A 21997-nucleotide genomic window follows, 5' to 3' on the forward strand; every position below is an offset into this window, starting at 1 on the left:
AATTATTTCAGAGCTTTTTATATGTGGATTACTTATCTGACTCTGGCCATAGTTCTTCTGGTCATGACATTATTACCAAAAATACAGCATTCCCACTGGATATTCAGGGTTCCGGAATTTGCTAAAATACAGGTCACCTACCTTATATTCTTTACTTTTTTATTAGGATTTTTTACAGATTCTACAGAATATTTCTGGTATTATCAGGGACTTCTGCTGGTCATGTTTATTTATCACGGCCAAACACTGATCAGATACACCCGCTTCTATCCTGTAAAAAAGCATAGACAACGCTACAAATCTTCTGATAAACTGCATTTTATTTCTGCCAATGTATATCAGTTCAATAAAGAGTATGAGAAATTCATCGGGCTTGTTAAAAAGCATAACCCTGATTTTTTCATGACTATGGAAAGCAACAGTGACTGGGAGAAAGCAATGAGACCTTTAGAAAAAGAATATGGTTACCAGCACAAAGTGACTCTTGAAAACACCTACGGCATGCATTTTTATTCAAGAGTGGAGATTAAGGAAGCGAAAACCCATTATTTTGTGGCTGATGATATCCCGAGTATTGAGGTCCATCTGAAAACTACTGATGGTTTTTCTTTTGTTTTCTTCGGGGTTCACCCGCCGCCGCCAAGTCCTACGGAAGAGGAGACTTCAAAGGAAAGAGATGGTGATCTTTTAAGTACTGCCCAGCGTGTAAAAGACATCAAAAAACCTGTTATTGTTGTAGGAGACTTTAATAATGTTGCATGGTCAAGATCATCTGTACTTTTCAGAAAAACAAGCCATCTGATAGATCCGAGGGTCGGGCACTCTTTCGTTTCTACCTTCCATGCGAAATACCGTCTTTTAAGATTTCCTATCGATCTGATGTTTCATAGTGAAGATATTTTTATTAAACAGCTGAAGACATTGGAAAATTTTGGATCGGACCACCTTCCGGTATACTGCGAGTTTTTTATAGACCATCACAATGATGAGCAGGAAGATTTGATTGAAACAGCAACTTCCGAAGAGACAGCAGAAGCCGAAATCATGATCGAGGAAGGAAAGAAAGAAGATGGCGAACGTGAAACTGTGGTTACTGAAGATTAATAAAAAAGTGGGCTAAAGCCCACTCGTATTGAATATTATTTAATTTTAAAATTTCATTATATCCTTCACTACTCCATTTTTCTGGGTGTGCTGTAATAATTCAGCTTCGATGAAAGTTTTAATCTGTTCTCCAGAGCCATTGTTCGGGAAGAGAAGATGAACATTAGCTCCTGCATCCAGCGTAAAGAATAAAGGAAGTCCGGTCTCTCTTCTGAAATCCCAGATTTTGTTGATGACTTCCAAAGTACCTGTTTTCATCAGGATAAAAGCCGGATCGCTCATCATCATCATCGCATGCAGTGTAAGTGCTTCATGTTCTACCAGCTTGATAAAGCTTTCCATATCTCCGTTTTTCAGGATTTCTTTCATGGGAACAAAGTTTTCTCTTGCTTCCTGAAATCTTCTTTCTGCATAAGGATTGGTCTTCATCAGACCGTGTCCTACTGTTGAAGAAACACTTTTCTGTCCTTCATGGATCAATAAAACCCAGTCATTAAAATTTTTGAAAACTTCATGAATTTCTGTATCGGAATACTGTACCCCGAACAAATCTGAACTTCCTTCTACCTCACCAGTTTCTCCCCATACAACAAGACCATTATATAAGCTTCGGCATGCGCTTCCACTTCCCAATCTTGCTAAAAATGAAGCTTTTCTCAAAGATTCTTCTTCAGAAGTTTTTCCCGTAAATGAAGCATCCAACGCCATCAGACATTTTGCAATCGCTCCAAATCCTGAAGCAGAGCTTGCAATTCCTGAACTATGCGGGAATGTATTCTCTGTTCTGATAACATACTTCCCTTTTAAAATCCATGGAAGATACTGCTCTATATTTCTGAAATATTTTTCAATTTTTTCGGCAAATTTCACTTCTTCGTTTCCAGCCAGGAAAGTCTGCACTGAAAAAGTCTCATTCGCATAAAACTCCATTGAAGTATTGGTCTTACAATGGTTTAACGTGTAGCTGATGCTTGGGTTAGCAGGAATCTGATCAGCATATTTCCCCCAGTATTTAATCAGGGCAATATTAGACGGGCAGCTTTCTGAAACCGTTTGGGTATGAATGGTGAAATTTTCTTTTCCTATAAAATCTTGTGTCGTCATAGTCTGATTTAAGTGTACCGCTTAGTACATTTTCTCTATAATATCTGCGTATTTTTTGATCACTACATTTCTTTTGACCTTCAAAGTCGGAGTAATTTCTCCTGTATTGATGTCAAATTCTGCTGGCATCAAAGTGAATTTCTTCACTTTTTCATAGTCTGCCAAATGGTTCTGTAATTCTTTAATCTTCTCTTTATAAAGGTTGATGATCTTTTCATTTTTTACTACATCTTCCCAATTGGTAAACGGAATATTATTTTTCTTAATATAATCCTGTAAAAACTCAAAATTAGGGACAATCAATGCTGAAACAAACTGTCTGCCTTCTGCAATCAGCATAATCTGCTGGATAAAATTATTGTTGGTCAAAAGGTTTTCGATCTGTTGCGGAGCAATGTATTTTCCGTTGGAAGTCTTCATCAGATCTTTGATTCTGTCTGTAATGATCAGGTTCCCTTTGTCATCAAACTTTCCTGCATCGCCAGTTTTGAACCATCCGTCTTCTGTGAATACTTTGCGGGTTTCTTCAGGCTTATTGTAATAGCCTTTCATGATTCCGTTACCTTTGGCCTGAATCTCATCGTTTTCTCCGATACGCATTTCAACTCCCGGAAGAGGTTTTCCGCTGGTTCCATGCTCAAAGTGAGTTAAAGGGAAAAGCGTTAATGTTGCAGTAGTTTCCGTTAATCCATAGCCAACAGTCACGTGAATTCCTACTGATTCAAAGAAACGGGTAACTTCCGGTGATAATGAAGCTCCACCACAAGGCAGGAACCACAGTCTTCCACCCATTTTATTTTTAATTTTACTGAAAACCAGCATATCAGCTACAGATTCTTTGAATTTTAATCCAAAAGGAACCGGTTTTTCATTTCTTCTTAATTCTGCGGTTTCCCATCCGGTTTTAAGTGCCCAGTCGAAGATCTTTTTCTTCAATGATGACCCTTCTTCCGCTTTTTCAAGAACTCCGGCATATACTTTCTGGAAAAATCTTGGTACGGCACACATGGCAGTAGGTTTAATTTCTTCCAGTGCCTTGGCTACATTTTTAGGATCTTCAAGGAAATACACACGGGCTCCTCCGTATAAACAAAGTAAGCTCCAGCTTCTTTCAAACACATGGCTTAAAGGTAAGAATGCTAATGAAAGTTCTTCTTCAAAGTTTTTAAACTTAAAAAACTCAAAGTGTGAATCGAATGCCTTAATGAAATTTCCATGGGTAAGCATCACTCCCTTAGGAATTCCGGTAGTTCCGGAAGTATAGATCAATGTGGCTGTATCATCATTTTCTTTCTGACAGATCTCAAGCTCAGATGAAGCTTTTGCAATAAAATCTTCAAGATAAAAACTGTTGAATTCTTTCTTGATCCACACTGCTTTTTTGGAAACAATAATAGTTTCCAGATTATTTTCTTCTTTATGTAAAAACTCAAGACAGGCATCATACTGCATCTGATTTCCTACTAAAACTGCTTTAGCTCCGGAATCGTTGATGATATGTTCTGCCTGCTCAGCATTATTGGTAGAATAAATAGGCACAGTAACAGCACCAATCGCCAGAGAAGCAAGATCCATGATCATCCATTCTGATGAATTATCTGAATAAATAGCGACTCTGTCATTCTCCTGAACTCCGGATTCTTTTAAAGCATTGGCTGTTTTAAAAATAATCTCACTGAATTTTTTCCAGCTCAGCTCTTTCCATGCTCCCTCTTTCTTTTTAAATCCGATGGCTGCTTTTATAGGATGTTTTTCTACATTTTTAAGGATAATTGCCTCTGCAAGATTCATTTCTTCAGCTTTTTGTCGTTAATATAATTGTTCAGGTGAAAGTCTATGCTTTCTCTTACAGGAATAAACTGATAGTTCAGTTTTTCTTTGACTTTGTGATTGGAAATGGTGTTGAATGAAGAGATGGCCTCAATATTTGATTTGGTGACCATTTTCAGTTTTGGAATCAGCCATCCGAATAGAGCGTTGGCTATTCTTCCGATATTGAGTACAGATTGGGAAAGAATTCTGGCATCTTTAAGTCCCAATCGGGTTCTTACCTGTCTGGCAAGGTCTGCATATCTGTTATTTTCAGCAACAATGATAAAGCGTTCTCCGAAAAGATTATTTTCCATCAGTCCGATGGCAGTATTGGCTACATCCCTTACATCAACATAAGCAGAACCTCCTGAAAAGGTAAAACTGTTGTCTTCGAAGGTTGAAAAAAGCTCACCGCTGCTTTGGCTCCAGTTTCCGCTTCCTATAATCATTCCAGGATTGATGATCACCATATTCAGGCCTTCTGCTGACGCTCTCCAGGCTTCCATTTCTGATAAATGTTTAGAAATAGCGTATGCAGAGTGTTCCAGTTTCGGATTAAAGTCAGAATCTTCGTCCAGTTCTCCTTTTTCATTAAAATTATCCAGAACGGCAACAGAACTTACATGGAGAAATTTTTTAACATCTGATCCTTCACAGGCAAACAAAAGATTTTCTGTACCCTTGATGTTGGTATGGTACATTTCTTTTTCATCTTTCGGATGAAAACTCACTTTTGCAGCACAGTGATACACCTCATCTACACCTTGCAGTGCAGTTTTTAAAGAATCGAGATCATCAAAATCTACGTTGATCCATTCAATTTTATTGAAAAAATCGTCAGGATTCTCCGTATAAAAGCTGTATGAATGCTTTACTTCGTTTAAATTGCTGCCAGGTCTTTTGGAAGCACGTACATTTTTACCTCTTTTAAGAAGTTCCAGTACAATTATTCTTCCCAGAATTCCGGTAGCACCCGTTACAAAAATCATTAATTATTTTACTTGATTGCTGACTAAAATATAACAATATTTTCTATCCGGCAATTCTTCCGGATCGGTAAAAATTCTTTAGAAAAACCGTTTTTGCAAATTTGCGATTTTTAAAGCATAATTCAACTTAATTTAACCAATATTATCATTCTGACTACAACAAAACGGAAAATTTTAATTCCAACAGATTATCCAACTTAAAAGTCCTGAAAGAATTGATAACTTTCAGGACTTTTTATATTTTAATATTCTTTACAGCTTAAGCCATTACCTCATTATTCCTTCTTGGAGCTTTATCACAGAGAACATCTGCAATGCTTTTAGAAATAAGGTTTCCTTCTGTAAGATTATCCAGCCAGAAGAATTCTCCTGCCGCATTGATTTCGATAAAATAATATTCGTCTTCAGGAGAAACAATCATATCTATAGCGCCATAATCTACATTATAAATATCAAGCAATTCAAGCAGTTTTGCTTCCACATCTGCCGGAAGTTCTGTTCTGTTCCATTTATCAATAAGATTAACGCCGTCTTTTCTCCAGTCTACTTTGGCATCCTCAGACTGTTGGGAATCTATTTCGAATGCATACACATCTCTTCCCACAATGGTAATACGAAGCTCTTTTTTCTTCTGAATCATCTGCTGAAACTGCATAGGACAGTACAATAATGAATCCAGCTCCTCAAGTTTATCTTCGCCCACAAAGTTTGTAAACACTACATTTTCAACACCGTCTTCATAAATAGCAAAACCGGTTTGCATTTTAGCCACCACATTTTGATGTTTTATAATAAATTTCCTTGCCTCATCAGGGTTATTGGTAAGGCAGGTCGCAGGAATGGTCAGCCCTAATTTATCTGCAATTTTCAACTGTTCTTCTTTGCTGTCGAGTCTTCTGTAAACACTTGGCTTTCCTAAAGAATAAGCATCCACAGATTCAAAGAAACCAAAAAGGGTATTTCTGATTTCTCCCATAGCCGCACCGTAAAATTTAGAGTCCATTTCTTCCTTTAAGCCTTTTCCGATGTTATAAGCTCTTCTGTACCAGATGGCAGAAATATCGTCCAAACGATGTTTTGTTTCAGGAGTCTCAAGGTAACTTACCCATTCTCCATCCTGGAAAATAGTGGATAGTTTGTTTTGTAACGGATAAACATCTACATCAAAGCGAATAACTTCACAATTATTTTTTTCAATGTATTCTGTTACTTTTTCGATGGAAAAGTTATCTGCGGTATGGGTGATAATTAAAATTTTATTCATGGAAATTAATTCTTTTGATAAGGTTGTCGGCAATTCTTTCTGCGATGGGAAATCCCAGCTCTTTCTGAAGCATTCCCCACTCTCCCTGTGGATTGACTTCAAGGAAATAATATTTTCCGTCTCTTCCTTTGATCATATCGATCGCCCCGATATAAAGTCCCATTTCTTTCATCATGGAAGTAAGATTGGCTTTTACAGCATCAGGTAGTTCATAAGCTTCCCAGAAATAGCCGTCACGAGCTACTCTCCAGTCTGCATTTTCACTGTTATTGATTTTTCCTGTGAAGAACTCACCGTCTACATACACAATTCGTAATTCGTATTCTTTGTCGATGTAGGGTTGAAAAATCATCGGACAGTAAGCAATATCTGAAAGGTGTTCCAGAGACTCTTCCTCAATGACTGTAGTGGAAATCATGTTTTCTCCTGACATTGTTTTTGCTGTAACTCCGTGAAGCTTTGCAATGGCTTTTCCCTGGCAGTACTGATGGAAAAATGTTGTTATTTTTTCTTCATCATTGGAAAAAATGGTTTTGGGAATGGTTAAGTTATTTCTTTGTGCAATTTTCAGCTGAAATATTTTATTTCCATCTATTTTTTTTTCAATTTCATAAGGGTTGATCCAGGGAATATGTTCTAAAGCGGTCATCAGGTTATACCGAAGGCTACCATACTCGTTGAGAAAGATTTTTTCGTAATCCTGATCCAGATCTTCGGGAGCAGTGATCCTCCAGGCCTTCCTGTGCCATACACCTTTTATAGTGTCGGAATGGATCGTATTTCCCTGCTCATCCGTCAATTCAAATGAATCCTCATGAATACTGATTTTCTGAAGGTGATTCAGGCGGTCAGAATTCAATCTGAAATAAGGAATATTTTGAGAGTTCAGGTATTCGAAAAAGAGATCAATATTATAAAAATCCTGTGAATGAGTGATGCAGAGAATCATTTGCCGGTGTTATTAAAAAGGGAAACTTATTATTTAAGTTTCCCCTACTATTTTATTAAATATTCTTTCTGATTTTACAGTGGAAGAGTGATTGTATCATCATCACCGTCAGAAGGATATTTCAGCGTGTGCATCATATCGTCTTTTGGAGAAGTTACGGTATCTATTGCTGGCTTTGTGATCAAATCTCTTTCAGCAAGGGTGATATCACTTCCTCCTTTTACCGTTTCCGGATCTTTTACCTGTTTTTCCAAGAATGATGCGAAAAACGGCTTTTTCTTTGAGTTGTTGCTTTTCATAATGTTTTAGTTTTGGTTTGATATATAATTGAGCTTAAGCTGTGTTATATTTCTTATGCTTCTAAAACATCCTCATCACCGTCAGAAGGATATTTCATTGTTACATTGTCATTGTCAGGCTTTGTAACATTATCCCTAATAGGAGTCGTGATCTGATCCTGAAGAGATGTAGTAATCTGATCTGCCAATACAGAAGTAATACCTCCTCCTTTTACTGTTTCAGGGTCTTTAACCTGTTTTTCTAAGAATGACGCAAAAAATGGCTTCTTTTTTGAATTTTTGTTTTCCATAAGTTAATATTTTTATTGTTTTTTGAAAATCCAAAGTACAAAAAATTCAAATCATGGAGAAATAATATTACGTTTTAATAAAAATTTAACATAATATCAAAAATACAAGGATAAAATTAATTCAAACCAAGAAACTGCTTGACAACATTTGCGAAATCAACCGGATTTTCTGCCTGCACCCAATGTCCTGCATTCTGTACCGTTACTATTTTAGCTTTAGGAAACTGCTGCTTGATCCCGAATTCATCCTGTGGTAGAATGTAATTAGATTTTGATCCGGCTATAAACAATGTATCTCCTTCAAAAACTCCGAATTTAATTGCATTGGATACAAATTCCGTATATTTTTCAGATAACGTTTTAAGATTAAATCTCCAGCCCAGTTTTTTATTGTCATCCCAATACAGGTTTTTCGTTAAAAACTGCACCGTAGATCTTTCCGGAATATATTGATTCAGAACAGCTTCTACTTCATTTCTTGAAGTTACCGTATTAAAATCAACCGTTTCCAGCGCTTTGATGATCCCCTGATGATGCGGCGGATATGCTTTAGGTGAAATATCCACAACAATCAGCTTTTCAACACGCTCAGGGTATTTTACAGCAAACTGCATGACTGCTTTTCCTCCTAATGAATGTCCCAGAACATGAGCTTTCTGAATACCATAATGGTCCATATAACGGGCAATATCATCTGCCAGATCATCATGAGACATGCTTTCCGAATGAAAGCTTCTGCCATGGTTTCTAAGGTCGATAAGATGTACCGGAAGATATTCTCCCAGATCTTTTCCAAAACTTCCCCAGTTATCGAGCATTCCGAACAGTCCGTGAAATACAAGAAGCGGCGTATTGGTTAGATTTTCGCCGAATATTTTTGAGTTTAAAATTTCCATATTTTTTACCATTTTGCCAGTCTCTTCAAATAAGCCTGAACCGTATTTTCCAATCCCATATAAAGCGCTTCTGATACCAAAGCATGGCCGATAGATACTTCCAAGAGATTCGGAATAGTATCAGCAAAATATTTCAGATTTTCTAAACTAAGATCGTGTCCGGCATTGATTCCCAATCCGAAATTGGTAGCTTCCACAGCTGTATCGTAGTAAGGCTTTATGGCCTGTTCTTTATTGATGAGATAATTTTTTGCGTAAGCTTCTGTATATAATTCAATTCTGTCTGCGCCTGTTTTGGCAGCATATTCTACAAGCTCCGGCAGAGGATCCAGGAAAATGGATGTACGGATTCCTGCTTTTTTAAATTCTGCAATGATGTCTGTAAGGTAATCAAGATGTTTTCTGGTATCCCAACCTGCATTGGATGTAATAGCATCATCAGCATCCGGTACAAGAGTCACCTGTTCAGGCTTCACTTCCAATACCATGTCAATAAAATCCTGATGAGGATTTCCTTCAATATTAAACTCAGTCGTAACCAACGGCTTCAGATCATAGACATCTTTTCTTGTGATATGCCTTTCATCAGGTCTTGGGTGAATGGTAATTCCCTGTCCTCCGAATTCCTGAATTTTTACAGCAGCTTCTGTAACACTTGGGGTTTCTCCTCCTCTTGCATTTCTTAACGTCGCAATTTTATTAATGTTTACGCTTAGTTTTGTCATTTTTTATTTTAGATGTTAGATATAAGATGTTAGAAGCTGGAAGCATGGAGCCGGAAGTAAATCCAGACTTTGTACTTCTATTGGTCTTCCACATTTATGATCATTTAAAAATTTAATTTAAAATTAGTTTAAAAGGTATGAAACCTTCAGTTTATCTTTTTGCCTCTTGTTTCTATACTTTCACACTGACCTGCATTACCTGAAGTTCAAATTCTTTTGAAGCCACTAATAAATGGTCAAAAATATCTGCCTGTATCTGCTCGAAACGCTCCCATTTGGAATCATTGGCAAAGCAATATACTTCAAGAGGTAACCCTTGCGGGGTAATATCCAGCTGACGAACCATTCTGGTTCCGTTTTTATCGATATCGGGATCATTTTCAATATATTTCTGTGCATAATACCTGAAAACACCGATATTCGTAAGCTGCCTTCCATTCACAATTTTATCTTTATGCTCAAGGCTTTCCTTTTCTTTTTTAATCTCTGATGTTCTTTCTTCCAGATAATCAGAAATAAGGTTTATTTCTTTTAAGCGTTCAACATCTTCGTCCGTCAGAAACTTAAAAGAATTGATATTAAAGTAGATTGATTTTTTTATTCTTCGGGTATTAGACTCAGACATCACCTGCATATTCTTGATCTCAGTAGTCATCAAATCATAGGTTGGAATTGTAGAAACCGTTTTATCGAAATTGGTAATTTTGGTTGTCAGAAGGTTGATCTCTGTGATATTTCCTTCAATGCTGTATTTGGGAATACTTACCCAATCTCCTACTTTTAAATTTTTGGAAGTGGCAACATGAAGACCTGTTACAAACCCCAGAATAGTATCTCTGAAAACCAATACCAGAACAGCTGTAATGGCCCCCAGACTTCCTACAATAGTGGTTCCTTTGATCCCGAAAATCACACAAAGTCCTACTACTGTAAATATGAAAAGTCCTAAGATTTTTACGGTTTCCGAGATGGCATTAAGCGCCATTATCTTATAGAAATCCTGTTTGATGCTGAAATAATTTCTGAAAGCTGTCAACGATCTGTAGAGCATTCCTGCCAGTATCAATACCAGTCCAAGATTGATACATCTTATAATAAAAATGGTAGTCTTCGGCAATGCATTTTCCGGAAATATAGATCCCTGAATCCCGGCAACTGCAATCAAAGCTGCAAAATGAGCTACGGAGTTGGTGATTTTGGCCTGATAAATAGATTTTACAATAGGAAATTTCTCTTCATTATGAAATAACCTGAAGACAGAATTAATGATGAATTTAAAAACAAAATCAGTAATAAAAAACAGAACAAGAAGTAAGCTCAGTTTTACAATAATATGAAAAACCCAGTCCAGCCCGGTTGGTGAAATCCGGGTGATATAGAGGTACAGCTGCTCACTAAGCTCTTGTATAAAATTTTTGGTTTCTTGTAACTGGTCATTCATTACAGCAAATTTATGAAATTAAGAATCATCATTTTACTATTCACAATCAATTTTCATCCCAAAAAGTATTAAAGGGAAAATTTTGTACAAAATAAAATCATGGATCCGGCTTTACAATATCAAATCTACTACAACCCTTGATTATAAATGAAAAATTAACTACAAACAACTGATTTAAGTAAAAAATATTAAAATAAATTACATTTTAAGTGTTTTAATATTAAAAATTTATTAAATTTGGTTAAAACTAAACCCATCAAAACCAATTAAATATGAAACAAAATTACCTGTTCATCATGCTGTGCAGCCTTGTACTGCTAGTCAATTGTAAAGGCGGTGATGACTCAATAAACCCGGAAGTTTCCAAAACGGTACCCACCGGAACTGTAGAAGGCAAAGTATTTGCTAAAAACGGAACAAAACCTATTGGTGGTGCTACTGTATTCACTATTGACAGTAAAAATCAGGTTTACCACACGTATTCCAATGCAGATGGCTCATTCAGTCTGACTGCACCCGAAGGAAATACAATCCTTCACATCCAGACCGGTAATGGTCTTAATTTCAGAACTGAAATTCCTATTACAGTTAATAAAGATGAAACAACCAGTGTTGCCAGCAAAGATTCCAAACTGAATCAGATTGCAAAAATAGCTTATGTAGAAGGCAGCTATGATGAAATAGAGTCTATTATTACTAATCTTGGTTATGTCGCAACAGAAATTTCATATCAGGATTTAAAAAATTTCAATACTATTTCTCAATATGACATTATTTTCCTGAATTGCGGGTCACGTAACTTTACTTACTCAGGAACCAACACACCGAGTAACGATCTTTCTATTTTCAGTAATCTCTCTACTTTTATCACAAATGGCGGAAGTATTTATACTTCAGACTGGGCTGCTGCCTATCTGGTAGGTGGAGATAAAAATGCTCCGTACTGTGGTGTTTATGGAGGTTTTCTGGATCTTACAAAGATATGCTTTAATACCAATGGTAATAGTGCAATGTATAACAACTGCAGCGTTTCCAATGCTGCTATGGCTTCAGCAATAGGATTTAGCACATTAGATATTCAGTATGATCAACCTTTGTGGCAAAAAATCCAGCATTATGATCCTTCGTTCTGGGAAGTACTGGTACAGAAAGATAATGAACCATTGATGATAAGAACCAATAAGTATGTCAATGCAACAGCTCCTAAAACACCTGTGGGGACATCGTTAAACAATAATCAGATGACTATCTGCCATCATACGGCAAATGGTAACAATATTACCATTACCATTAATCAGAATGCATGGAACGCTCACCAGGCGCATGGTGATTATGTAGGATCATGCTCAGCAACTACCAGCAGTGGAAATATCTACTATACCACATTCCATAACCACGCCAGTGGAAATATCGGTAAATCAGGACCGATTCTGGAATACGTAATCTTAAATTTGTAATAAAATTTTATAACTCAGTTCTCAAAGTGGCTTTTTATAAGGCCACTTTTTTTATATTGCATGTATATTTTTTTAACGAATGGATACAACAATTATTAATATTTTCTGCCTTATTCTATTATTTATCGGAATATTGGGAACTTTTCTTCCGGTTTTACCTGGTCTTTTACTAAGTATCTGCGGACTATTGATCTATAAATTCGGGACAGATGCTGATCTTCCCATGATTTATGTCTGGGCCTTCGGAATTCTTACGGCTGCTTCTGTAGTGCTAAGCTATGTGATTCCGGCAAAGACCAACAGAAAATATGGAGGTACACGTTGGGGAAGCATCGGCTCTGTTATTGGAACTATTGTAGGGATCTTTATTCCGATTCCGCTGGGATTTCTGATTGGAATGTTTGCAGGGGTATTTATTGGTGAATTGCTTCACGACAGTAAGGATATGAATAAAGCTTTACAATCTACCAAAGGAGCACTGATTGGATTCATTTATGGAACCGGATTCAGTTTTGTGGTAGGAGTGGCAATGTTTTTGGTAGTATTACTTAATATGTTTAACGTCATTTAATTAAATATAAGAAACTATGTTCCATAAAGTTATCATACTCAGTCTGGGAATATTTGCATTAACAGGATGCGATGCCCAAAAGAAATCCAGGACTACTACAAAAGCTACTGAAATGTCTACAGGTACAAAATCCGCAGGTACAAATAACCAGAAAGACGGTGTTATCTATCTGAGTGAAGGAGAAAATAAGTTTTTAAGAGAATACCAGATGAATGTGACATTCAAAGGGATTTCCGAAGACAGCCGTTGTCCTGAAGGAGCCAATTGTATCTGGGCGGGAGTTGCTCTTGCTCAGGTGGAAGTAATGGGTACCTCTACCCGACCGATGACTCTGAACCTCGCCAGCGCAGATTACCCGGCAAGAAATTACCATCAGTCGACAGAATTCAATGATTACACTATTACACTGCAGGATATTGCTCCGTACCCGAAATCTCAGGATGGAGCAAAAGCATTGACCGGAAAATATAAAATCGGAATTACGATAAAAAAAGCAGATCCATCTGCTGATTCTACCAGGAAATAGGCTTCTTCCCTTTGGAAACAAGATATTCATTAATTTTTGAAAAAGGCTTACTTCCAAAGAAACCTCTGTACACAGAAAAAGGGGATGGGTGTGCCGATTTCAGAATAAAATGTTTAGCCGGATCTATGAGTTCGGCTTTTTTTTGTGCAAAAGCGCCCCACAATACAAACACTACATTCTCTTTTTTATCTGAAATCTCTTTAATAATAAAGTTGGTAAATTTTTCCCAGCCAAGATCTTTATGAGAATTGGGTGAATGAGCACGAACCGTTAAAGTAGCATTCAGCAATAAAACGCCCTGTCTTCCCCAGTCATCAAGTTCTTTAGAAGTTCTTACCACTCCCAGGTCATCTTTCAGTTCAATAAAAATATTCTTTAATGACGGCGGTGCAGCAACCTGTTCAGAAACAGAGAAACACAAACCATTCGCCTGATAATCATTATGATAAGGATCCTGGCCAATAATCACCACTTCAACATCATCAAAAGCGGTAAGCTCCAATGCTCTGAAAATCTGATTTTTGGGTGGAAAAACTTTGGTTGTTGCATATTCATTCTTCACTTTCTCCCAAAGGGTGGTAAAGTATTCCGTACTTTTTATCGGGGCTAAAATTTCTGTCCAGGTCATAATGCAAAAATAATAATAATATTAAAATAAGAGCCTCCATCATACTTTAAATATCTTCACTTTTCTTTCTATCAGTATATACGAAAAATAAGACAGCAGTATTGAAAGAGAAATTAATAAAAGATTATTAAGAAGGGAAATATCTACTATTAGAAAGTTCTGATCTTTCACAATATGATGTATGATATACAATGAATACGAGATATTTCCGAGCAAATAAACAGGCTTAGTTTCAAGAAACATCTGAAGATAATTCTTTTCCTGTGTATACAATTGTCTAATGATTAAAGCTGATAAAAACGGAATAAAGATTAGTCCCCTCGTTGTAAACAACAGTAAAAAAGTGATGACAAGTACTGCATAAACAGGCCATTTACCTTTTATTTTAATTCCAGGTAAAACAGCAACTCCTATTCCTAAAAAATAAGAAGCTATTGTTCTGATTAAAGAATTTACACCATACGGAATATCCAGATATTTCGATGACCTCCAGGAGTTTACCGAATCCGCTGAATGAAAATACAGGTCTGGAAAATGAGGAAGAATTAATCTTAAAAAAAGACCTGCTGCAATCAAAATTTCACCACGGATCTTATACCGGATAATCAGATAAAGCATGAAAGGAAATATCAGATAGCACATCCATTCTGTACTCAATGACCAGTAAACGATATTCAGTAAGTGATCCGGATTAAAAAAGCACTGCACCAGTCCGGCATTGATAAAAAATGTAAGCCATGAAGTATCCTTTATCAACAGAACAATAAAAATAATGGATATAAAATATACCGGATAAATCCTGTTGACCCTTTTTTTATAAAAAGTTTGTATTTTTTTAAACTCAAGATGCTTAAACTTATCAAAATAGGAAACAGTGAGAAGAAAGGCGCTTAATACAAAAAAGATATCTACAGCAAGATATCCTTTACCGATAATATTTTGGAGAATTTCGTTTTTAAAATCAAAAAAATGAAAAAAAGTTACCCATAACGCAACAATCCCTCTAAGTCCCGTTAAAGATTTTATTTCATTTTTCATATGTAATTTCAACTGGCAATAACAATAGAGAAAAACCCATTAGATTTCATCCGGACTGGTGGAAGCTCTTTGTAAACTAAAAATAATATTATCCGGAAAGCCTTCATCCTGCTTTCCTTCCTGCAAAATAAAATGATTTTTTAAAAGAAGTCCTTTTGAATTTTCATTGAATTTATTGGTAATGGCTACAATTTCCTGTAAATGCAGCTCGTTAAATCCATATTCTAATACTGCATTTAAAGCTTCAGTCATAATTCCCTGTCTATGAAAATCTGGTAATAGCTCGTAGCCCACTTCTGCTGTTTTCCGATCCTCAGAAAAATTCCAGAGACAGATGGTTCCGATAAGACGGGGCTGATCTTTTAAAGAAATCCCCCAATAAACTGTTTGATTACTTTGAATTCTAGCCTTAATGGTTAAAATAAACTGAAGAGCATCATAATTTGTCTTTGGTGAAACTCTTTTCACAAATTTATTAACTTCCGGATTGCTTCGGATTTTTAAAATATCTTCTGTATGATTTTCATTGATTCCTTTTAAAACCAACCTTAAAGTTTCCAGTTTCATTGATAGAATAGTTGTATACCGCTTAGATTAATTATTTCGGAAGTCTCTGAATGCCAATGTTTCCGAAAACTTGTTTTTATCAGCATCATGATTCATAAATAAATACACACCGTATTTTACAGAATAACTTCTTTCATAAATAACAATAGACTCGGTCTTATCACTACTGCTTTTCTGTTCTACTTTTTTATATGAATCAGTTTTTTTCTGATGATGACTGATTTTATTTTTTAAATTTTTCGCAGAAAGCCTTTTACTGCTGCTTTTATTGTTTTTTCTGCTATTACGTTTCTTTTCAACTGTTTCAATCTTATTCTTATCAATTTGAATTTGTGCTGGAGTTCCCACTGAAAGAAAAAGAAGAATAAGCAGTATATTTTTCATGGTTAAAGTTTAATTAGCGCAATAAATATACGCTATAAGTACCATCCACTCAAAATTTTTCATTTTTTTACAAATTTTTCTGCTTTAAATTCAAAATAAAATAGAAATTATTCATTGATTTAATCCTCATTAATTCTTTATTCATCAAAAAGCTTTAATAGTTGTCAATTTAAAGTTAATTTATACTGTAAATCTCTCAGATATACGTAATAATCAAAATTCTCACTAAATTTGCACTGTGTATATAGATAAAGAAGATTTAGACGAATTAGAGTTTCCGCAATTGCTCGCGGAAATCTCCCCATTTGCGTATTCTCCGAAAACAAGAGAAAAAATTCTTCAACTTCGTCCGATGGAAATTGACGAGGCGGAACTTTCATTAAAAAAAACGTCAGAATATCTGTCGAGTTTTGAAAGTTCAAATGCGATTCCGTTTGATGAATATGAAGATATTGAAAGTGAGCTGAAACTGATGCTTATTGAGAACTACCGTCTGGAAAATGCTGCTTTCATCAAAATAAAAACCATTACGGAACAGATCGGAAGACTTCAGAAATTCTTCCCTACCATGCCGGAAACGTTTCCTACTTTGTTAGAAGAAGTTTCTGTACTGGAATTCAGAAAAGAGATCATTGAGAAGGTAGATAAGGTTTTTAACCGTTTTGGTGAAGTGAAAAACGAAGCTTCTCCGGCTCTGAAAGGAATAAGAACTGAAATTCAGCTTGCTAAAAAGGCGATTCAGGAGAACTTTAACCGTGCGCTTACCACGTATGGACAGAGTGATTTTCTGGATGATATCCGGGAAACGATTATTGATGACCAAAGAGTTCTGGCCGTAAAATCAGGATTCAAAAAAAGGGTTGCGGGAAGAACATTAGGGATTTCCAAAACGGGTTCCATTACTTATATTCAGCCGGACAGTGTGGTAAAGCACTATTTCAAGCTGCGGGAAAATGAAGAGGAAGAGAAAAAAGAAATTGATAAGGTTCTCCGTAAGCTTACTGCAGAACTGGCAGAATTTCAACCTCAGCTATGGAGATACCAGGTTTATATTTTTGACCTTGACCTTACAAGAGCGAAAGCAAAATTTGGTGAACAGATCAACGGAGTCCTTCCGAAAATCAACCATCATAAAACGCTGAGATTAAAAGATGCCTATCATCCTCTTCTATGGTTAAGAAACAAAGTTGAAAACAAAACAATTCATCCGCAAACACTTACCCTAACAGAACATAACAGGATTATCTGTATTTCCGGTCCGAATGCCGGCGGAAAATCAATTACCCTGAAAACGGTAGGATTATTACAGCTGATGATTCAAAGTGGTATTCTTGTGCCGGTTCACCCTAAGTCTGAAATGTTTTTCTTTGAGAAAATCATGACGGATATTGGAGATAACCAGTCTATTGAAAACCATTTATCGACTTATTCATCAAGATTGAAGAAAATGTCAGGAATCATCCGTGAGGCTGATGCCAATACCCTTCTGCTTATTGATGAATTCGGTACGGGTTCTGATCCGGAGCTTGGAGGTGCACTGGCAGAAAGTTTTATGGAGTTTTTCTATGACAAAAAGAGTTTTGCCATTATCACAACGCACTATACCAACATTAAACTGGTAATAGAGCAGCTTCCCAACGCTCAGAATGCAGCTATGCTCTTCAATGAAGAAACTTTGGAACCGATGTATAAGCTGGAAGTGGGACAGGCAGGAAGTTCCTTTACTTTTGAAGTTGCAGAAAAGAATAAAATTCCGAGATTCATTATCCATTCTGCCAAGAAAAAGGTAGAACATGATATTGTGAATCTTGATAAAACGATTGTAAAACTGCAGCAGGAAAAATTTGAGGTTGAAAAACTAAAATCTGATCTTGCAGAAAGGAAAGAGTCCGTAGAAGATAAGCGTGATAACCTTCAGAAACTGAATGACCAGCTTCAGCAGAAACTGTTCAATTTCCAGAAACTATATGAAGAGGAACACCGCAAACTGCAGTTTGGAAATAAGATTGAAACATTCATCGACAGCTATACCAAAGGAAAGTCCAGAAAAGATGTTGTGAAAGACTTTGTAAAACTTCTTGAGCAGGAAAAATTCAGAAAACTTGGCAGTGATAAAGATGAAACCAAACGCCTGCAGGTTGTTAAAAGAAAAATTACCCAACAGCTGAAAAAAGAAGAGGTGATTGAGAAGATTGCTGAAACCAATGAAAAGCTGGAAGAACAACGTAAAAGCGACCGTGCTATTTGGATGAAAATCGGGCAGCGTGTTCGTATTACGGGAAGCACCAGTGTAGGAACCATTGAAAAGATTTCCAGAAACAAGGTCATTGTCAACTATGGAACTTTCAAGACCACGATTGATGCGGATGAGCTTGAGAGAATTTAATTAATAAGAAATTAAAGTAATGCAAATACGAAGAGAGAGCACCAGAAGGTGCTCTCTCTTTTCTTTATTTTTATTTCTTAATGAATTTTAATCGGGTTACTTTTTCTTTATTCTTCAACTGGATAAAATAAACTCCTTTTGACAAATGATGAAGGTTCACATGATGATTTGAAATTTTCCCTTCGTCAACTTTCTGGCCTGCCATATTATAAATTTCATAATCTGCTGCTTCCGAAATTCCTGAAATATTTAAAACATCAGAGGCAGGATTAGGATAAATTTCAGTGTTTGCAGACTTCCCTGATTCTTCCACTCCAAGTGTGAGATTGATTAAATCTACTCCATAATCCTCAACTTCTCCATAGATAAATGTACTACAAGCATCAGCAGACATTGTTTGATTGGAAATAACCCTCATGGTAACACCACAAAGTGTCACTGCAGCCAAACTTGGAATTGTAAATACAGATACTGCCGGTGCAGCCTGAGTAACATTATTAGCAACCATCACTCTTTCGGTTGATTCGAAAATTCCGTTGGCATTAAGATCTATCCACGCAGTTACTGTTATTGTCCCGGGTGTCCCCGTCCACGTATTGGTTACTGAAAGCTTATTTCCTGTACTTCCTATAAAAAATTTAACTCTACGACTCAGATCACTTCTGTAATCTGTATAATTGGAAGGTCCGGAATCACTCACCATGGGTGTGGTAACTCCTGCAGAATTTACGGTTACATTGGAAATATGCATCATTGTGGTATCTGTAGAAGCACTTGCACAATAATTAATGGTAGTGGTAAAAAATATAGGATTAGACCATAATCCCTGTGTCGTACACACTTTCACTACCTGTACTTCATATGTTGTACAAGGTTGCAAACCTGTAATTGTGAAATAATTTTGTCCTGGGGCAACATCAGCCGTCATCCATGTTGTAGTTCCCGGTATTCTATATCTGATCCTGTTATTGGATGTATTAGGATCTGCAGTCCATGTAACTGTTCCTGAGGCGAGCGTTATATTAGACATCTGAAGCCCTGTTGGTGCATTGGTATCACAGTAAAATAAAGATTGGGATTCTTCTATTTTGTGGGTTGCCTGAAAGCTGGAAATACCCAAAATAAAAGAGAATACATAAAGTAGTCTTTTTGTCATGTTTTATTAGTTTTTAATTCTCCTGAAAAATAGGAATTTTATAGAATATACCGACATCTATACTATTTATTATTATGTTTTTCTTAATACATTCAAATAGTAGGTATAGAAAATACATCTATGAGATTATTACCATTAAAATATTTACTTCTTATCATTATTTGAAATAAATACAATATTTTAGAAAACTGCAAGAGTATAATTATCTTCCGAAAAGCATTTAATTTATATATTTGGAGGATCAAAAAAAATTCATGATGACTTTCATAAACAAAGCATTCTATTTATCCGCTTTCAGTATCTTATCAATTGCCTTTGTAAAAGGACAGACTAAAGTTCCTTTTGGAGTGGTAAAAGCTGAAGATGGATATGCCAACGTACGCATACATAAAGACGACTACCGAAAAATTGTAGATAAAATCCGTATGCGTAAAGGAGATGTATTTGTTTATGTAAAACCGGCTCCGGGAGAAACAGAATGGATCTGGATCAAATATCCTGAGAAACAGGATGACGACAAACCTTTTGTACGTTATGAAACTCTTGATAAAGAAGGAATGGTAAATAAAGGGCGTATTGCCTATGTGGACCAGCTTCCTGCCTATACTCCATCAAAATCTAAAAACGGAAGATCTCTTATTTTTACCGATAATTCTGATCCTAAAATCCCGACTGCACAAAGAAGCAAAGTGGTGATTGACATTTATCCTTCCAATGCAGGATACCGTAAAAAGGAAAAAGATGCAGAAGGAAAAATTCTTACCATTGATAAAGTAAAACCATGGGGAATCGGAAATGACCTTCCTGAAGGAATGACCGAAATCAAATCCATCAGGGTACAGCAGCCCGGAAGAGGGTCTGTTTTTGTAAGAGAAGCTATCAAAAATATGTTCCAGCCCACCATGGATTTTGAGAACGTTGGAGTAACTTCCCTCGACAATGATAATATTTTTCTTTATATGATAAACGGTTCAGGAGAAAACAGATACACTACACTCTGGACAATTAAGAAAGGAAGAGTAATCAGTCAGATTATTTATCATAATCCGGAATAAATTCATTATTTTTGTATTCGAAAAGTTTTACACTTATTCATCACAGAAATTGGTTCTGCATCACTGCAGATTAAAAGGGAACCGTGTGAAAATCACGGACTGTCGCGCAACTGTAAAGTAACTGAAGTCTTTATCAAAGATCCACTGTGCGAGGCATGGGAAGGAGATAAATGATGTTACAAGTCAGGAGACCTGCCTTTTTCTTAAACATGTAACTTTCGCGATTTGAAGTTGTATTGATCTGATGGATTGTTTCAGGAATTCTGTAAGTTCCTGTCATTATTCTGTTTCCAATCATTTCTTATCGCTTTAATTAATAATGATATATGACTACAGAAGAAAGAATTGAAGCATCCGAAACCAGAATCTTTAAAGCGGTTTTCCCAAACACAACCAATCATTACGATACCCTTTTTGGAGGTACTGCTATGCAGCTGATGGATGAGGTAGCTTTTATCACAGCCACCCGTTTTGCCAGAAAAAGAGTGGTAACGGTAAGCAGTGATAAGATTGATTTCAAAAAACCTATTCCTGCCGGAACTATTGTGGAACTGATCGGAAAAGTTTCATACGTGGGAAAAACCAGTATGAAAGTGAATGTTGAAATCTACACTGAACAGATGTATTCCTATGAAAGAGAAAAGGCGATTATAGGTGATTTTACTTTTGTAGCGATTGACGAATTCAAAAAACCAATCCAGATACTATAAATACTATAAGTTTCGGGCGGCCAAAGGCCGCCCGAAACTTATTTTTCGCTGAAATTATTTCAAAACTTTTTCCGTCTCCAGGCTTCTGTTTAAAAGAAGTTCAAAAGCCTCCCCCATTTCATCCGATGCTCTGCTGATTGCATTTTCCAGCATATTCCGGATTTGTCTTTCTGTTACTCCTGCTTCTGTCCAGCTCTTTCCGGCAGTGTAGGAATTTAAGATGAATGGCATGATTCTGTCGATCCCGCAGGCAAAAATAGCGTCCGGTGTTTTCTCTTCTTCAAATTCAAGCCACAGGTTAAAAAATTCTGTACGTAAAGGTTCATCCAGAATTCCAAAGATTTTTTGGGCTGAAGCTTTCTCTCTTTCAAATTTTCCAACCATTGCTTTTTCATCAAAAATAAAAGTATCTCCGGCTTCTATTTCTACAAGATCATGAATGGAAAGCATTCTTATTACTCTCAGCAAATCAATATCTGCACGGTTTTTAGCATATGGATAAAGGATCTGGGCAAGAATTATGATCTGCCAGGAATGTTCAGCTGTATTCTCTCTCCGGGAATCGTCTGCATTGTAATTTCTTCGCTGTACATTTTTCAAAGCATCCACTGCCAGGATAAAATCGATTTCTTTTTGAATTTTCATC

At 36.3% G+C, this 21997-nt stretch carries 23 protein-coding genes and 1 riboswitch; of the genes, 7 read left to right on the forward strand and 16 right to left on the reverse strand.

From position 1 onward, the window contains the following. The first annotated feature begins 21 nt into the window (after positions 1–21). Positions 22–1104 carry an endonuclease/exonuclease/phosphatase family protein gene (locus FB551_RS11235; RefSeq protein WP_142017515.1) on the forward strand — a complete coding sequence of 361 codons (1083 nt, stop codon included), beginning with the start codon at positions 22–24 and terminating at the stop codon, positions 1102–1104. A 45-nt stretch (positions 1105–1149) separates the two neighbouring features. On the opposite strand, the gene FB551_RS11240 is transcribed toward FB551_RS11235, so the two are convergent. The 10 genes from FB551_RS11240 to FB551_RS11285 form a co-directional block, all read right to left on the reverse strand. Then, entirely contained in the window at positions 1150–2208 is a 1059-nt protein-coding gene (locus FB551_RS11240; protein ID WP_142017516.1) for a diphosphomevalonate/mevalonate 3,5-bisphosphate decarboxylase family protein, read from the reverse strand. A gap of 21 nt (positions 2209–2229) precedes the next feature. Next, positions 2230–3999: an AMP-dependent synthetase/ligase gene (locus FB551_RS11245; RefSeq protein WP_142017517.1), complete on the reverse strand. Its 1770-nt coding sequence runs from the start codon at positions 3997–3999 to the stop codon at positions 2230–2232. Beyond that, a complete protein-coding gene (locus FB551_RS11250) occupies positions 3996–5009 on the reverse strand; it encodes an NAD-dependent epimerase/dehydratase family protein (RefSeq protein ID WP_142017518.1) in 1014 nt (337 codons plus the stop codon). The genes FB551_RS11245 and FB551_RS11250 overlap by 4 nt, the downstream gene beginning before the upstream one ends. A gap of 259 nt (positions 5010–5268) precedes the next feature. Then, a complete protein-coding gene (locus FB551_RS11255) occupies positions 5269–6273 on the reverse strand; it encodes an MvdD family ATP-grasp ribosomal peptide maturase (RefSeq protein WP_142017519.1) in 1005 nt (334 codons plus the stop codon). After that, positions 6266–7222, reverse strand: coding sequence for an MvdC family ATP-grasp ribosomal peptide maturase (locus FB551_RS11260; RefSeq protein WP_142017520.1), 957 nt, complete (start codon positions 7220–7222; stop codon positions 6266–6268). The genes FB551_RS11255 and FB551_RS11260 overlap by 8 nt, the downstream gene beginning before the upstream one ends. Before the next feature lie 74 nt (positions 7223–7296). Further along, complete coding sequence (locus tag FB551_RS11265) at positions 7297–7521, reverse strand: microviridin/marinostatin family tricyclic proteinase inhibitor (protein WP_062674467.1); 225 nt, start codon at positions 7519–7521, stop codon at positions 7297–7299. Positions 7522–7574: 53 nt separating this feature from the next. Then, complete coding sequence (locus FB551_RS11270; RefSeq protein ID WP_047434032.1) at positions 7575–7811, reverse strand: microviridin/marinostatin family tricyclic proteinase inhibitor; 237 nt, start codon at positions 7809–7811, stop codon at positions 7575–7577. A 116-nt stretch (positions 7812–7927) separates the two neighbouring features. Beyond that, positions 7928–8707 (reverse strand): alpha/beta fold hydrolase, encoded by a 780-nt coding sequence (locus tag FB551_RS11275; RefSeq protein WP_226798672.1) that lies wholly within the window; start codon positions 8705–8707, stop codon positions 7928–7930. A 5-nt stretch (positions 8708–8712) separates the two neighbouring features. Beyond that, positions 8713–9432 carry a pyridoxine 5'-phosphate synthase gene (locus FB551_RS11280; RefSeq protein ID WP_142017522.1) on the reverse strand — a complete coding sequence of 240 codons (720 nt, stop codon included), beginning with the start codon at positions 9430–9432 and terminating at the stop codon, positions 8713–8715. Positions 9433–9604: 172 nt separating this feature from the next. Continuing rightward, positions 9605–10873: a mechanosensitive ion channel family protein gene (locus tag FB551_RS11285; RefSeq protein ID WP_047434037.1), complete on the reverse strand. Its 1269-nt coding sequence runs from the start codon at positions 10871–10873 to the stop codon at positions 9605–9607. A 272-nt stretch (positions 10874–11145) separates the two neighbouring features. On the opposite strand from FB551_RS11285, the gene FB551_RS11290 reads away from it, so the two are divergent. The 3 genes from FB551_RS11290 to FB551_RS11300 all read left to right on the forward strand — a co-directional run bounded on the left by FB551_RS11290 (position 11146) and on the right by FB551_RS11300 (position 13427). After that, positions 11146–12330: a carboxypeptidase-like regulatory domain-containing protein gene (locus FB551_RS11290; RefSeq protein ID WP_226798673.1), complete on the forward strand. Its 1185-nt coding sequence runs from the start codon at positions 11146–11148 to the stop codon at positions 12328–12330. Positions 12331–12409: 79 nt separating this feature from the next. After that, positions 12410–12901: a DUF456 domain-containing protein gene (locus FB551_RS11295; protein WP_047434041.1), complete on the forward strand. Its 492-nt coding sequence runs from the start codon at positions 12410–12412 to the stop codon at positions 12899–12901. 16 nt (positions 12902–12917) lie between these two features. Continuing rightward, positions 12918–13427: a hypothetical protein gene (locus FB551_RS11300; protein ID WP_142017524.1), complete on the forward strand. Its 510-nt coding sequence runs from the start codon at positions 12918–12920 to the stop codon at positions 13425–13427. On the opposite strand, the gene FB551_RS11305 is transcribed toward FB551_RS11300, so the two are convergent. The 4 genes from FB551_RS11305 to FB551_RS11320 are packed head-to-tail and all read right to left on the reverse strand — an operon-like array spanning position 13414 to position 16044. Then, entirely contained in the window at positions 13414–14055 is a 642-nt protein-coding gene (locus tag FB551_RS11305) for a uracil-DNA glycosylase (protein WP_047434047.1), read from the reverse strand. The genes FB551_RS11300 and FB551_RS11305 overlap by 14 nt on opposite strands. A 39-nt stretch (positions 14056–14094) precedes the next feature. Further along, on the reverse strand, positions 14095–15093 hold the full coding sequence (locus FB551_RS11310; protein WP_142017526.1) for an acyltransferase family protein: 999 nt from the start codon (positions 15091–15093) through the stop codon (positions 14095–14097). Between the two features lie 39 nt (positions 15094–15132). Continuing rightward, a complete protein-coding gene (locus FB551_RS11315) occupies positions 15133–15660 on the reverse strand; it encodes a GNAT family N-acetyltransferase (protein WP_047434051.1) in 528 nt (175 codons plus the stop codon). Positions 15661–15687: 27 nt separating this feature from the next. Continuing rightward, complete coding sequence (locus tag FB551_RS11320) at positions 15688–16044, reverse strand: hypothetical protein (protein WP_142017528.1); 357 nt, start codon at positions 16042–16044, stop codon at positions 15688–15690. Positions 16045–16282: 238 nt separating this feature from the next. On the opposite strand from FB551_RS11320, the gene FB551_RS11325 reads away from it, so the two are divergent. Continuing rightward, positions 16283–18430: an endonuclease MutS2 gene (locus tag FB551_RS11325; RefSeq protein ID WP_142017530.1), complete on the forward strand. Its 2148-nt coding sequence runs from the start codon at positions 16283–16285 to the stop codon at positions 18428–18430. A gap of 70 nt (positions 18431–18500) precedes the next feature. On the opposite strand, the gene FB551_RS11330 is transcribed toward FB551_RS11325, so the two are convergent. After that, positions 18501–19586, reverse strand: a complete 1086-nt coding sequence (locus FB551_RS11330) for a GEVED domain-containing protein (protein ID WP_142017532.1) — start codon at positions 19584–19586, stop codon at positions 18501–18503. A gap of 254 nt (positions 19587–19840) precedes the next feature. Between FB551_RS11330 and FB551_RS11335 the strand changes: the two genes are divergently transcribed. Both FB551_RS11335 and FB551_RS11340 read left to right on the forward strand, forming a co-directional pair. Further along, positions 19841–20641 carry a hypothetical protein gene (locus tag FB551_RS11335; RefSeq protein ID WP_142017534.1) on the forward strand — a complete coding sequence of 267 codons (801 nt, stop codon included), beginning with the start codon at positions 19841–19843 and terminating at the stop codon, positions 20639–20641. Positions 20642–20674: 33 nt separating this feature from the next. After that, positions 20675–20855: riboswitch (cobalamin riboswitch) on the forward strand. A 112-nt stretch (positions 20856–20967) separates the two neighbouring features. After that, positions 20968–21351, forward strand: coding sequence for an acyl-CoA thioesterase (locus tag FB551_RS11340; protein ID WP_034699813.1), 384 nt, complete (start codon positions 20968–20970; stop codon positions 21349–21351). Positions 21352–21405: 54 nt separating this feature from the next. Here FB551_RS11340 and FB551_RS11345 read toward each other — a convergent pair whose 3' ends face one another. Continuing rightward, complete coding sequence (locus FB551_RS11345; protein WP_142017536.1) at positions 21406–21996, reverse strand: HD domain-containing protein; 591 nt, start codon at positions 21994–21996, stop codon at positions 21406–21408. Position 21997: the final 1 nt, after the last annotated feature.

Origin of the sequence: Chryseobacterium aquifrigidense (assembly GCF_006716485.1) — a bacterium.
Taxonomy (GTDB): domain Bacteria; phylum Bacteroidota; class Bacteroidia; order Flavobacteriales; family Weeksellaceae; genus Chryseobacterium; species Chryseobacterium vietnamense.

Bases quoted from the DNA above. Each gene is read 5' to 3' on its own strand.
- FB551_RS11235 (WP_142017515.1), top strand. From the start codon at position 22: ATGTGGATTACTTATCTGACTCTGGCCATAGTTCTTCTGGTCATGACA.
- FB551_RS11240 (WP_142017516.1), bottom strand. From the start codon at position 2,208: ATGACGACACAAGATTTTATAGGAAAAGAAAATTTCACCATTCATACC.
- FB551_RS11245 (WP_142017517.1), bottom strand. From the start codon at position 3,999: ATGAATCTTGCAGAGGCAATTATCCTTAAAAATGTAGAAAAACATCCT.
- FB551_RS11250 (WP_142017518.1), bottom strand. From the start codon at position 5,009: ATGATTTTTGTAACGGGTGCTACCGGAATTCTGGGAAGAATAATTGTA.
- FB551_RS11255 (WP_142017519.1), bottom strand. From the start codon at position 6,273: ATGAATAAAATTTTAATTATCACCCATACCGCAGATAACTTTTCCATC.
- FB551_RS11260 (WP_142017520.1), bottom strand. From the start codon at position 7,222: ATGATTCTCTGCATCACTCATTCACAGGATTTTTATAATATTGATCTC.
- FB551_RS11265 (WP_062674467.1), bottom strand. From the start codon at position 7,521: ATGAAAAGCAACAACTCAAAGAAAAAGCCGTTTTTCGCATCATTCTTG.
- FB551_RS11270 (WP_047434032.1), bottom strand. From the start codon at position 7,811: ATGGAAAACAAAAATTCAAAAAAGAAGCCATTTTTTGCGTCATTCTTA.
- FB551_RS11275 (WP_226798672.1), bottom strand. From the start codon at position 8,707: ATGGAAATTTTAAACTCAAAAATATTCGGCGAAAATCTAACCAATACG.
- FB551_RS11280 (WP_142017522.1), bottom strand. From the start codon at position 9,432: ATGACAAAACTAAGCGTAAACATTAATAAAATTGCGACGTTAAGAAAT.
- FB551_RS11285 (WP_047434037.1), bottom strand. From the start codon at position 10,873: ATGAATGACCAGTTACAAGAAACCAAAAATTTTATACAAGAGCTTAGT.
- FB551_RS11290 (WP_226798673.1), top strand. From the start codon at position 11,146: ATGAAACAAAATTACCTGTTCATCATGCTGTGCAGCCTTGTACTGCTA.
- FB551_RS11295 (WP_047434041.1), top strand. From the start codon at position 12,410: ATGGATACAACAATTATTAATATTTTCTGCCTTATTCTATTATTTATC.
- FB551_RS11300 (WP_142017524.1), top strand. From the start codon at position 12,918: ATGTTCCATAAAGTTATCATACTCAGTCTGGGAATATTTGCATTAACA.
- FB551_RS11305 (WP_047434047.1), bottom strand. From the start codon at position 14,055: ATGACCTGGACAGAAATTTTAGCCCCGATAAAAAGTACGGAATACTTT.
- FB551_RS11310 (WP_142017526.1), bottom strand. From the start codon at position 15,093: ATGAAAAATGAAATAAAATCTTTAACGGGACTTAGAGGGATTGTTGCG.
- FB551_RS11315 (WP_047434051.1), bottom strand. From the start codon at position 15,660: ATGAAACTGGAAACTTTAAGGTTGGTTTTAAAAGGAATCAATGAAAAT.
- FB551_RS11320 (WP_142017528.1), bottom strand. From the start codon at position 16,044: ATGAAAAATATACTGCTTATTCTTCTTTTTCTTTCAGTGGGAACTCCA.
- FB551_RS11330 (WP_142017532.1), bottom strand. From the start codon at position 19,586: ATGACAAAAAGACTACTTTATGTATTCTCTTTTATTTTGGGTATTTCC.
- FB551_RS11335 (WP_142017534.1), top strand. From the start codon at position 19,841: ATGATGACTTTCATAAACAAAGCATTCTATTTATCCGCTTTCAGTATC.
- FB551_RS11340 (WP_034699813.1), top strand. From the start codon at position 20,968: ATGACTACAGAAGAAAGAATTGAAGCATCCGAAACCAGAATCTTTAAA.
- FB551_RS11345 (WP_142017536.1), bottom strand. From the start codon at position 21,996: ATGAAAATTCAAAAAGAAATCGATTTTATCCTGGCAGTGGATGCTTTG.